The sequence below is a fragment of the Streptomyces flavofungini genome, from assembly GCF_030388665.1.
GTDB lineage: Bacteria > Actinomycetota > Actinomycetes > Streptomycetales > Streptomycetaceae > Streptomyces > Streptomyces flavofungini_A.
In genome coordinates this window covers 7,651,883-7,664,135 of record NZ_CP128846.1, presented here as the reverse complement: position 1 = coordinate 7,664,135, position 12,253 = coordinate 7,651,883, and the positions used below count along the sequence as shown (strand labels likewise).

Below are 12,253 nucleotides of genomic sequence, written 5' to 3'. Positions count from 1 at the left end.
TATGACGTCTACGCCTGTCGCTTTGCCAGACATGTCAACTTCTCCAGTTCTCGTCATACCCGAAGAAACGGGCCACCCAGAGGGATTTCACTGGTTCTTCGCCATCTCAGGAAACGCGGCGATGATGACACGCTCCGCCCAAGCCCGGCAGTCATCCGATTCAAGAGGGACGTCGTCGCTCCACGTCCACACCGCGTTGGTACCGTAGTACTCATACTGGGCGCGAACAGCCTCTAGAACACGCTTAGCCGAGAGCCGTTCGGGTAACGTCTCTAGCTCCTCCACGAGCACATTACGTACGTACTCGGAGCACAGCGCATCCACCATCTCAGCCAAACACAGATGATGTTCGACCCGGACGGTTATACGGTTCGTCAGTTTCCCGCTGTTCCGGTTCTTCCATGTGCGGACTGCTGAGCGAGCCATATCCTCACCTTCTATCTGAGCGGCCACAGCCTGACTCTATCGACGTACTCAGCGGATGGGGCAGGGCTCCAATTCTTCTCCCGTCCGCTCCTGAGCATGAAGGCGTATCGCCGTTGCCATACCCCTACAGGCGGTATCATTTTGAACTCGTCGGATGAGTGCTGGTCCTTTCGGATCCGGGCGCGCCGCGCCCCTGCGCTCCTGTGCCTACTTCCGTACGGCCAACTCGACCACAAGCGCTGGGACTCACGGATTTTCTGGTGGTGCTTCAACACGTGACTCCTCCCCGGATATCTCGACGCCAAGAGGTCTGATAGAGGCAGTCGCTCCACTGAGGTCATAGCCCTGCTCCGCCAACAACTTGCGCACGCCCTCTATAACGTCCCCTTGCCGCCGTAACGGGTGTGCTGAGACATCCATGGCGACTGTGCGTCTCTGCACGACGGGGCCCGCGTAGTAGACGAAGGTGACCCGATATAGCGTTCGCTCTTCCGGCATGGCCTCCCCTAACCTGCCAGCTTCTCCGGGACCCAACGGAAATCACCGTGGTCAGCCAGTTCATAGGCCACCGTCACGGGGTCATCGATCCATCCTGCGGATGAGCAATGCTTCCGGTATGGCGCGAGCGTTGCCCGTACAACTGCGCTCAGGTCACTATCTGCCGACAATGGCAGTTGGATAGCCGCATCCGGATGATGGATGACCTTGTGCGGCTCGCCCTCGTCCACATCCCGCACGGTCACACGGACTCCCCAACGCATCGGGGTCCATTCGATATCCACGCGAATACCGAAGATGTTCGGGCCGATCCCGCTAGCCATGTTCTTGTACTCCATGTTGTGTCCCTCTCCCTAGCTAGCCGGGTTCGAGTGCCCGCGCGCGTGGACAAGGTCCACGCCACCATCAGGGCACTTACGGCAAGGAATGAAATCCTTACGCGCCCAATCACTATCGCTGATCACAATTGGTTCCCCACATCCGTTACACCGCATGTCGACCATCAGCCGTCTCCCTTCTGTTAGTGGCAGGGCAAAGGGCACGGCGGGAGAGTTCCCCTCCGTGCCCCAAGCTCAGCGACTAGCGTCGTGAGCGACACTCTCGGCAGTAGCGGCACGGGTCGACGAGCCTTACTCCGTCCTCCAGAGTCAGAGCTGCCCACCCGTCGGCTAGGTCTGACTCATCCCCTGCGCGCATCCTCTCCATTGCCTCATTCCAAAGGCGATGTCCCACAGGGTCAGCGGCCTGCCACTCCGCCAGGACTTCGTCACGCCGACGAGCGTTGTCCGCCCGTTCCTCTTCGGTGTAGGCGACCGGCACGGGCCGACCGGCACCCTTCGGGTAGGTGTTGTAGACGGCCCCCGGCTCACTCGCGTACAAGTGGAAGCGAAGATCCATGGCTATGGCCTGTGACTGTCGACGCATCACTTGCCGCCCTTCTTGCTCTTGAGGTATTCGACTGCCTCACGCTCAATGAGCCGGAGCAGCTCATTCGGGAGCGTGGCGTTTTCCTGTCCGTAGTCCTCGCGCATGTAGACCGCGTACATGCCCTGTGCATGCCCATGCGCCCGCTTCCACTGCCCCCACGCGTCGATGCGCGGCCTTGCATTCAGGTCGAGCGGGTACCTCGCGAAGTGCCCTCGCCAGTGATGCAGTTCGGCCAGCGGAACGACCACACCCCTAAGCGCAATCCACATGTTCCGCTCCGTGTCCGTGCCCGCCTTCAGCACGGCCTCACGAATCGACGGGAGGTTGAGCGGTGGCGAGATGCGCTCTCCGATGATCGGGTCATTGGGCATGAGCCCGTATTCAGCCCGGTACTCCTCCAGCCGGACGCTTTCCCACCCCTTCATGACTCCGGAGTGCTCCCCGCACACGATCACCCGCAGCCGCTCACCCTTGTAGATGGTGGTGCGAATCACCACGCCCGGATATGGGCAGTGCCCACGCTCGTCGTCACGGAAGACCTCGCACAAGAACTCACCCTTTACAGCCTTCTGTGCGTCCTCAGCGGTCCGCGCCTCACCAACCCATACGGTCGTGCGCTTCTCCGTGTCGTACTCGTACGCGAACCACTTCTCAGGGTTGGGCGCGTGGTCCGTCCGCACCACGTAACCGCCGTACTCCTCCGTTCCCTCCTTGCCCAGGTAGAAGATGCCGTCATTACCGCCCGCGCGCCATTCCGCCATTCCGTAACCTTCCCTAAACAACTTGCCCGGACAGAACACGATTCACTAGAGCCTCTGAGTGGTTCTCTAGAGGTCCAACACCGAGTGCAGGGTGTCTTGGCCACGAGGACGCGGCTGCACTTCCCTGCCCCCGATATTGAGTCGCTAGCGACGAATCTTGCGAACGTCCCCCAAGGGGACAACCTCATAGTCAATCGACCTGGGCGGATTACTGCTGTGCGATGAGAGGATCACGGCGTGCGTGATATTGGCGCGAGTCATGCGAGTGCCATGGGCGTACGCTGCTCCAACGATTGTCCCGTTCAACCAGTGCGCGTATTGCTTGTACTCGACGCGTAAGCCGTTCTGAACGTCCTTGGCTTCCATCAGGCCCCTTCCCTCAGTACTGAGTCATGCCGTTGTTGCCCAGGTACTCAACTGAGTGAGCCGTACCGGGCGCCAACTGGCGTGTGAACTTCTCCGCTGACGCTTCGGCCAACTCGCGGGAACGCCAACTCGCTGTCACCTCTACGCACTCTTGCCCGTCCCGTTCAATCCAGCGAACAGCTACGTAATGCTTAGGCATCAGCCCTCACTACACGGGTTGCCGAATCCGTCTTCCCCACCACGGCACGCCCCATCACGGAATCCATCATTGAAGCTGGACACTTCAGCATCCTGGACGCGCTTTTGCATCACCTGATACGTGATGCCTACTGACAGGGCGGCGGCAATCACCGCCGCACCGAACACGGTCACGATCATGCGCATGAAACGCCTTCTCTCTGGGATCACAGCAACGTATTTCATCGGAATCAGCCCCGGAGAATCATCTGTGACCTACTTCCCCTTTCGGCGACAAGGAACAACAGGCCTTGCCCGGTACAACGTCTTACTCAGGTTCAGCTCTACGAACGTCGGGCCAAGCCCGTGACTAGCCGCGTAGTTCACCGCGTCCCAGTAGCATTCGAATCGTTGATGCCAAGCCGGTCCGATGTGCGCCACGTACATGCCTACGCCCCTTCTATTTCGTTGATCCCGTCGCCCTTACATGCCGTACTTGTTCGCCAGATTCTCTAGTACGTCGTCGGCCTCATTCCAGCGCGCGAGTTCGTCAGGAGTAAGGTTCTTCCGTATCGCCTGGTAAATGCCTCCCAGGGACCTAGCAAGGGTCGTCACCTTCATTTCCGGGGCACGCTCTAGAGCGACCTGAGCAAGCTCTAGGCGGTCCTTTGCTGTCCAGTAGTGCGTATCTGAATCGTCGTCGCTCACGTCATAGTGATTGAAGACCTTTACGTGAGCCGAGAACCGCTCTTCAACCATCTTGTATGCGCGTTCGTTGTGCACTGCCCCACCCCTTACACGACTACCGCCGTACGCAGTAGACAGGAAAGGGCATGGATTCAGTCCATGCCCCAATCCGTCGACTACGGACTAACGTCCGAGCGTCCCCGCCTCATACTCCTCATGGAGAAGCGCACAGAAGACGCATTCTGTGTGTCCGGGGTATCCGGTGCACAGGCACTCAGCCTCACAAGCGGCGCAGTCATAGAGCTGTCCCGGCTCGTGCGGGTAGTCGACGTGCTCAAGCGGGAGCGCGTCACCCTCGTATTCACTCAAGTCCATGAATGGCATTACTTACCCCCTTCCATCCGAACGCGCTTGACGGGTGTCTTGCCGGACTGGAAATACCGACCGGGAATCATCCGTTCGATAGCCGCAATCGCATCGTCGTCGCTACTCAGCTCACCCAGGCTTCCGCAACCGTTTCTGCTGTCGTAGTAGTAGACACCCACTTGACTGCCAGTGCGCAGTTCAACCCAATGGCTACCGTTCGGCGTTTCCCAACGCGCTATGCGATCCTGCACAGCCTTCCCCCCATCCCTAATGTCTGCCCCGGTCGAGACATGCAGCACTGCCCCGTATTCATGCTGGGGGTGCCCCATCTCTTGATTTCGCAATCGGAGGTACGGGCCCAAGAAATCGTGCCCGTACCCAATCACCCGCGCTATTACCTCCACCCCTTGGCGGGGGTGGTAGATGACGAGCTCAGTGCAGTGATGCACAGATGTTCTCAACCGGACCCATACGCGCCCCTAACGGCTTGAAATGGTGGGGCAGGAAGTCATCCGGATGCGCGTTGCGGATCGCTTCCACAAGCGCGTCAATGTCGTGCCCGCGATAGTGGTAATCCCATGGCTGCACCGATTCGGCAGTCTCAGGGAACCAACCTTCAAGGGCCTTGGCCATGTGCTCTGCGCAAGCGGTGTAGTCCGCAGGCTCGTAATAGAAGTAGCACTCGGCCATTACTGTGCCCCCTGTCCGACCGACTCAGGCTTGATGACCGTGCAATGAGTCCCGAACACATCGAACGCTGAAAGCGTCGCCGTGTGGTCATGCTGCGGCACAAACACGGTTACGTCGCTCCCCTCTACAGAACGGAGGTAGCCCCAATACGCGTGGTAATGCCCGTAGAGATTCGGCAAGTCCATTCGCATCAGGCGGCCCAAGTATGGGCGCAACGCGTTTGCAATCTCTACCGCCGAATCACCATGCTGCGTGCGCAGGTAAGTAAGTCCGTCAAACGAGTCAACGTGTGTAGATACAGCCACAACAGTCCCCCCACTATCGAGTGATGATGTATGCCGCTACGGCCAGCGAAACAACGAAAAGCGCTATGAACGGCTTCAACGGGTTTCCCCTCTAGTAGCCATCTGGCGAACGGTCGCCATTCAGCGAGAGCGCATGCAGGAGCATGCGCACCACTGGACAGCGACCCCTCACCTACGTCTATTCGGCTGAGGAACAGCAGGGATCACTAAAGCCTCATGAATGTGGCCTAGAGGAATGTCCTCAACTAGGCACCCGTCCGTTATGGCACTCACTTTTGAACCGAGACTAAGCATGATCCCGTAGTGCATGTTTCCTGCCCTGTCGGCATACGAAAGGCCAACACTTTCGTTGGCTTGCTTCCCTTGGAGCATTGCCCGCAGGGTCTGACGGTTGATCTTCGGTGCGACGTTCATTCCATGCCCTCCCGTGCCCTATAAAGTGCCTGACCGACACTCCCCCCGGTCCACTCGCGTTCGGCGCTTAGAGACGCACTCAGACGGCATGGCGAGTGTCAGTCACCGTGCCGCAGCACGTCTTGCCGCATTCCTAGGCGAGTGAGCCGTAGGCAATCTCAGTCATGCAGTGCACCGGTACATCCCCGATGCTGGTGTGAGGGGTCACGCGCTCCCCGTTTCCGGGACTACGTGAACAGCGAGCACCACAAGTTGGGTGCCGCCCAGCTCTGCCCTTAGGCGCCCGACTGGAGTAGGCGCAACGTTTATTGGCGCCGGTAGTTGCCACCGGCCCCGTTCGAGCCTCAGAAGCACGTACAGACCCCGTCGCATAGTCCCGACGGTGGGAGCAGATGACCGCTGCCTGTGTAGGTGTGGCGCTTAGTCCCGCCACTGGGAGACGCCCGTTTCCGGGTCCGCCACCGTGTGCCCCTGAGTAGGGAATGTGTTGCGGGCATCGAGCCTGTGTGGACCTAGCCACTCAGCACCCGTGCGTGATGCGACCCGCGCTTGATGATCAATCAATGTTGGGCATCTCTATGGAGTTCTCAAAGGACAGCCAGCCATCCGTCACCCCTCCCCCCGCGCTTTGCGTTCGGGGGTTCGGTTCACCGGAGCCGGTACGTTCTCCCGCCCCCTCGTGGTGCGGGGCGGTTGAACAACTCGATTAAGCACAGATCCCTTGCAGCATCACAACCCCCGATTCCCCAGACGCCCTACAGTCCACGCGCCTCACGTAAAGACATAAGGGGAGGTCAGCGACACTCCCGCACCCATGAACCGACACATATCAGGACAGAGGAACAGCCTTGCAGCATCACAACTCGTTATGTGTTCGTGACATTTAGATGGGTGGATATCTACCTGATACGGACAGTCGGAGGCTTGCGAATTCGGCGGACGGATTCACGCTCGACACGTCGAAGTGAGGAATCATCATTCACTTACGCACAAGCTCGATAATGATTCATCTCACTCATCTACCCGTGGGGGTAATGCAATGATGATTTCTATGCGAGGACCGCAGGGGCGCTGTTCTTCGACCGTGTACGGGTTTCATTATTTCGAGGCCACAGAAGGCCTCCAGGAAGCCATGGGAGAGGTCGGGCCTAGAAACCCTTGAGTGGGGCCGTTGGAGGGCGCCAGAAGGGCGCACAGAGCCTCTGATGGGCTCAGGGAAGGTAGCCACAGAGCTATGGGCGCGGGTTCGGGGCCTCAAGCGAAGTGAGGAATCATCATCACTGTGGACTGCGTCACAGCAGTGCCCCGGTGTCAGCGATAGGACAGGTACATTATTAATGACGGCAGGGGTTATATACCCCTGCCGATGACGTCAAAAGCAACCTCACCCGCAGGGTGGGGAAGACAGTTCTGGTCCAACCCCACCCCTGAAGGTGGGGGATGTTGATTGAGTGGAAGAGTCAGATACTGCCCATAGTGCCGCTAGACAAGGTCTGCGCGAGTCCGGGTGATCTTCTCAATGAGGCGGTGGGCCTCGACGGTGGGGGCATCGATATCTGATTGGCCGTGATCTGCTGCCTCATTACCCGATGAGAAGAGAGGCGCCGGGGACTCGTAGTTGATAGAAGCCCTGAAAGTGGCCTCATCGATGTAGCCCTTAATCATGGCCATTCTCAGCGCTAGCAGGTGAGGCCCGTGGCATCCGGCCCACCCAGCACAGATCCGTCGGGCAGCACTATCAGCGTCGGCCTGGTGGCACTGGAATAGTTTCTCGGGTTGATTTGGGGTCTCGGCATCGTACTTCCGCAGCTTCTCGTAATCGGCCTCAGACCATATTCCTGAAGGCACGTCACGGCGGTAGGGGCAGGTCTCGCAGGGCCGCGGTGCTGGGGGGCGATGTGACGGAGACATGTTGTGGCTACTCCTGGTCAGTGCGGGCTGAGTTGGGCTCAGCTTGCCATGCCCGTCTGACACTTCTCTTTGCGTCCCTCTGGAGGGTGACGGAGTTGTCCACAACCGTCGAGTTATCCACCAAGATCCACAGCAGTGCTGTTCCAGGTCGAGCATCAGGGCCTGGAGGTGGTCTACATGACCCGGCAGGCAGCAGCTCGACGACGGCCAGGCCGCGGAGGCCGACGGGTGTCCTGGGAGCACTGGACGGCGCGGAGGAGGCGGCAACCGTGCCCTAGGAGCACGAACGCCCCGCCTGTAGCTACAGGCGGGGCGTTGCTCTGACACCGCTCGTCTATATAGGCAGGGTGTTCTGCCCTGCGCCGGGGCACATGCCTCGACCGCCGGTCGCTGGCTGATGCGGAGGGCAGGGCATTCCAGGATCGACGCTTACGATGGCGCCGCAAATGGCACAACCAGATTCAGCGCACAAACCGGGGTCAAAGCGCTGCCCTCGTCTGTAGTCACACATGATCAGTTCTCCCTTGTCCAGCGGGATGGTGCTGATTGGTGTGGTGCACCCGTCGCGTGTCATGCAGGCGACGGGAGATCAGATCTTGCGTAGGTACGTCTGCTCGCCGTTGTGCCAACGAAGGGTGCACCCCACTTGATCCGGGTGGGCACCCTCACGGATCGACCAAACTTCGATGCTCTTAAGTTCGGGCGACTCAGCGGCGCCAATGACGCCCGCCAACCATGCGTCCGGTGCCCCTTCAACCGGAGAGGTCTTGAACGGCGCGGGCTGTGCCAGAACTGCTGGAGTGGGGATGTCATGCTTAGCGCCGTCGGCAAGTTGTCCGATGAACTGCCACCGCTGCTCGCGCCCGGCCACAGTGATCGCCAAACCGTACGGGTGCTTGGTGTCCCCAACCTCTGTCAATGTCTGCACACCTTGCACGTCAGGGCTGTTCTTCAGGAGGTCAGCGGCGATTTCGCAGAACTCGGTGGGGCGCATCTCTGATCATTCCTCTCGTGGCGGCCCGCTCAGTCTAGGAGGAGTGTGTCAAGATCATCTCTGCCTGTGGGGCCGCCCTAGGGGGTGCTCGGTCTGTCCTCCTGCCGTCGGCACATCAGCGGCCGGTCAGAGGCCTTTGAGGCCCCGGCCGGAGAGCGGGGCCTCACTCGCCAGCCGGGGCCGTGCTCGCTCCGATCGTCCCCGGGGCGGAGCGAGCAGGAAGCCCAGCCGTTGCTACCGCTGGCAGGCCTAGCGGTCCCCCAGGCTGGGCGGGTCTGGGGTCAGAGGAAGATCGGAGGCTTGGGAGCCCCGCACGACATGCAACTAAGGCCCTGGATTTGACCACCGCATGGACACTTCATAGAGATCTCCTTCTTAGGTTTCCGATGAACACGGGCCTGGCAGGCCGCCCACCGTCACATCGACGTCCGGTCAGGGGTGTCTTGGAAAGTGCGGTCGACGAGGCAGACCGCGGGGATCTTCAATCCGACGGAGCGGAATCGTCGCATCGGCCTTGAGTAGGTCTTTGGCCTCAGCAGCCGTAGGACTCAGCCACGGACGGGACCACCTATTTCCTGAGGAAGTATCTGGATCATTGAAGACGTCCGTTCGTCTCCAATCACGTAAGGATTCTTGAGGTCCAATAGCCCAGCTCAGCAGCCACACAACGGCGCTATTCCAGCCCTGCATGAATCGCCCTCTGTTCGCGCGACCTGGGCCCCCGTTCGCGGAGCGCAACCCCGTTACTGATGAGGTGGTTCCTGACTGTTTCGCGATTAATACCTGTCTCGGCCTCTATCTCGCGCAGAGTCATATAATTTTCGTCATACATGCGAGCTAGTTCTGCGTCATCGAGTTTCAGTCTTCGGTACGCCACGTGCCCTCGTCCGGTTTCGAACCGGATTCTCTACCCAACTCCGTGGGTTGGTCGGGCAGCGCTCTTCCTGTGAGCTACATAGGGCCAAAGTGCTGAGATTTGTCCCCGGCTAGTGGAGCCGCCCACTAGCCGGGGCTGTCACCCGCTCACCTGCCGCCGTACGGATCAGATCAGCGGGGGGTTCATTCAGGAAGTCGGAAACTTTCCCCGTTTCCCCAGGACTTGGGCGGGGATCGTCTCTGCCGTTTCCTCATACCGGCGTCGGATCAGGTTGTGCCCGGTCTCAAGGCTATGGCTCGCAACGGCCTCATCGAAGGCGCCAACGTCGTAGTGAATTCCCGCATGCTTCCACTTGCACAGCAGGTGCATGCATCTAAGGGTGACGATCAGAACCGTGCCTGGCCTGCGCCGGACTACGTACGTGGTGCTGCTCATGGCGCCTCATCCGGTGCCTGTCCGGCTGTGATCGACTCTCCAGAGTTCTGGCAGGGGCCCTTCTGCTCCTGCCCGTTGACCACAGTGATGCACGACCCCAGTTTCAGCGCCGTCAGCGCCAAGAGAATCCGGTCCAGATGCTCAGGTGACGCACGATCGGCCAACTCCTCTTGCGGCACCCACAGACAGCCACTCAGCGTATTTCTGTCGTGGATCAGTACCCGGCTGGAGTTGAGGATGCCGCCGAAGAAGACATACTCGTAGCTGTCCGCCAGGCCCGGCTCCATCACAACGTCGTGCACAAGCATCTGGTGTGGACGAATGAACAGCCCGAGGGAGTTGCCCGCCAGGCGGGCAAGCGCGTCCTGCGGCCCCTCTCCAGTCTGGACACCGCTTTCGGGCAGCGTCTGCACCTTCCGGTGCCGCAGCTCGACCAGGAGAACGTCCTCGTTCTCACTGAGGAACAAGACCCCCGCTCTAACTCGTCGACGCGGGGGTGTCGACAACTCTGTCTCCTCACGCATCTGCGCTCTCCGTAATCATCTACGCTGTCACGTCAGTTGGCCGCGGGCGGTCAGAACGATGACGGTGATCACGGAGGCGACGAACGCAACGCCAAGGACCGCGCCCCACAAGCTCCCGTCAGACGTAACCTTCCGTCCCTGCAATCGAGTCACGTCCTGTCCCCTCTCAGCGGGGAGAGCGGCCTGGTGTAGCTCTTGCTCTTCGCCTGCGTACGGCTGGCGATTTCAAAATCCCTCTGCTCCGCGGCAGTGGCCGGACGGCAGTCCTGCCGCTGCGTCTCCCAGGCCAATCCCGAAGGGCGAGCCACCGTCAGAACATCACCATTCACAGCCGTCACTTTGACGATGTGATTTCGCGGCACGTCCACGACGACGTCTCCCACCGGCGGGACGGCCCTGAGGTCAGAGGCACCCGTCGGCTTCTCGTGCTCGCTCATGGCCCCATCACCCTTCGATTCACGGCGCTACGTCAGCCGTCTCGTTTCAGTGATCTCAAGTCAAGGCCGCTGTAGGAGAGTTGGATAGGTGACATGGTGTAGACAGACCGGAGACACGCTGTAGACATGGGCGGAGCGATGACCACCGGAGACGTCATCAGAGAGGCACGTAGGGCACTCGGCATGAGCCAAGCCGACCTGGCGCGGGAGTTGAGCGCTGCTCGTGGCTGGCCACCAAGAGGGCCTGGATCGCTATGCAAGAGCCAGGTGGCGCGTTGGGAGAACCGAGCCGTCGAGCCGAAGGACTGGCGGCCCTACCTGGAACAGGTGCTCGACCTCAACGGATCTGGTTACTGTGATCTGACCCCGCGTTCAGCGGGTACCACTGCTGTGGATGAAGGGGTTGATCCTGTGGATCGTCGAGTGTTCCTCGGGGCTACAACAGTCCTCGGGCTGTCCATCGCCGCACCAGCAGCCGCAGTCAACGGCCAGCGCCTAGGTATGGCCGACGTCGAGCGCTACTCGAAGAGGCTCGTCGAACTGCGGCGTCTCGACGACTACAGCGGCGGATCATCCGTGTACCCATTGGTCGCGGAAGAGGTCACGGATCTCTCGCGCGCCGCCAACCACGGGACGTACTCGGATGCCGTGGCGAGAAGCCTGCTCAGCATACTTGCGGAGCTGTACCAGTTCGCCTCATGGGTCGCCTTCGACAGTGGCCGCATCGAGCGGTCCAAGCGCCTCGCTCAGGCTGCTTCTGCGGCAGCCAACCAGGCCGGAAACCGCACTCTGGCCTCTACCGCCCTGTCTGAGCTGTCGTACATCACGGCGTCTTCTGGCAAGCCCAAGGAGAGCGTGAGTATGGCTCAGGCATCCCTCGCTAACGCGCCGAAGGAAGTGCTCCCGGCGGTCGAGGTGGTCCTTGCTGACCGACTTGCTTGGGCCTTCGCCCGTACTGGTGACGCTCGTGGTGTCGACTACGCCCTCGGTCTCTCCAACCGTGCACACGACAGGCGTGAGATCAAGCGAGTGGCGGAGCCAGACACGGTGTACTGGATCAATCGGGACGAGTCGAAAATCATGGCTGGTCGCTGCTGGGCAGAACTTCGGCGGCCTGAGCGCTCCCTGCCAGTTCTGGAAAGCCTGACAGTTCCGTACGACGATTCGCATGCCCGTGAGGTGTCCCTGTATCAGAGGTGGCTCGCAGGCTCGTACATGGACTCTGGCGACCTTGACCGCGCCGTCCACGCTGCCGATCGAGCCCTGGAGCTCTCCCGAGGAACGTCCTCGAAGCGCCTGAACTCGATGCTCGACGGCATGCTGATGGACTTCGAGCCGCACAAGAAGGAGCAGAAGGTCAGGCAGCTCCTCGGCACCTGGGCCATGTAGCACTGCATACGACACTCGGAAGAAGCCCTTGCCGTAGCGCGGGGGCTCTTTCGTGACGCCTGAGGCGCG

11 protein-coding genes and 1 tRNA gene are annotated in these 12,253 nt (G+C 60.4%); 1 reads left to right on the top strand and 11 read right to left on the bottom strand.

What is annotated here, in order from left to right; all coding sequences use genetic code 11:
• Positions 1 to 87: 87 nt before the first annotated feature.
• The 11 genes from QUY26_RS32870 to QUY26_RS32825 all read right to left on the bottom strand — a co-directional run bounded on the left by QUY26_RS32870 (position 88) and on the right by QUY26_RS32825 (position 10,795).
• Positions 88 to 453, bottom strand: a complete 366-nt coding sequence (locus QUY26_RS32870; RefSeq protein WP_289953134.1) for a hypothetical protein — start codon at positions 451 to 453, stop codon at positions 88 to 90.
• Positions 454 to 932: 479 nt separating this feature from the next.
• Positions 933 to 1,262, bottom strand: a complete 330-nt coding sequence (locus QUY26_RS32865; RefSeq protein WP_289953132.1) for a hypothetical protein — start codon at positions 1,260 to 1,262, stop codon at positions 933 to 935.
• 585 nt (positions 1,263 to 1,847) lie between these two features.
• A complete protein-coding gene (locus QUY26_RS32860) occupies positions 1,848 to 2,612 on the bottom strand; it encodes a hypothetical protein (RefSeq protein WP_289953130.1) in 765 nt (254 codons plus the stop codon).
• A 564-nt stretch (positions 2,613 to 3,176) separates the two neighbouring features.
• Positions 3,177 to 3,362, bottom strand: a complete 186-nt coding sequence (locus QUY26_RS32855; protein WP_289953127.1) for a hypothetical protein — start codon at positions 3,360 to 3,362, stop codon at positions 3,177 to 3,179.
• 276 nt (positions 3,363 to 3,638) lie between these two features.
• A complete protein-coding gene (locus QUY26_RS32850) occupies positions 3,639 to 3,938 on the bottom strand; it encodes a hypothetical protein (RefSeq protein ID WP_289953126.1) in 300 nt (99 codons plus the stop codon).
• A 702-nt stretch (positions 3,939 to 4,640) separates the two neighbouring features.
• Entirely contained in the window at positions 4,641 to 4,898 is a 258-nt protein-coding gene (locus tag QUY26_RS32845) for a hypothetical protein (protein WP_289953124.1), read from the bottom strand.
• 2,201 nt (positions 4,899 to 7,099) lie between these two features.
• Positions 7,100 to 7,528: a DUF6283 family protein gene (locus QUY26_RS41000; protein ID WP_354670725.1), complete on the bottom strand. Its 429-nt coding sequence runs from the start codon at positions 7,526 to 7,528 to the stop codon at positions 7,100 to 7,102.
• Between the two features lie 589 nt (positions 7,529 to 8,117).
• Complete coding sequence (locus QUY26_RS32840; RefSeq protein WP_289953122.1) at positions 8,118 to 8,522, bottom strand: hypothetical protein; 405 nt, start codon at positions 8,520 to 8,522, stop codon at positions 8,118 to 8,120.
• A gap of 878 nt (positions 8,523 to 9,400) precedes the next feature.
• Positions 9,401 to 9,484, bottom strand: a tRNA-Gly gene (locus QUY26_RS32835).
• 346 nt (positions 9,485 to 9,830) lie between these two features.
• The gene (locus QUY26_RS32830) at positions 9,831 to 10,358 is read right to left on the bottom strand and encodes an NUDIX domain-containing protein (protein ID WP_289953121.1); all 528 of its coding nucleotides are present in this window, start codon (positions 10,356 to 10,358) and stop codon (positions 9,831 to 9,833) included.
• A gap of 149 nt (positions 10,359 to 10,507) precedes the next feature.
• Positions 10,508 to 10,795, bottom strand: coding sequence for a hypothetical protein (locus QUY26_RS32825; protein ID WP_289953119.1), 288 nt, complete (start codon positions 10,793 to 10,795; stop codon positions 10,508 to 10,510).
• A 183-nt stretch (positions 10,796 to 10,978) separates the two neighbouring features.
• Here QUY26_RS32825 and QUY26_RS32820 point away from each other — a divergent pair, with 183 nt between their 5' ends.
• Positions 10,979 to 12,184 carry an XRE family transcriptional regulator gene (locus tag QUY26_RS32820; RefSeq protein WP_289953117.1) on the top strand — a complete coding sequence of 402 codons (1,206 nt, stop codon included), beginning with the start codon at positions 10,979 to 10,981 and terminating at the stop codon, positions 12,182 to 12,184.
• Positions 12,185 to 12,253: the final 69 nt, after the last annotated feature.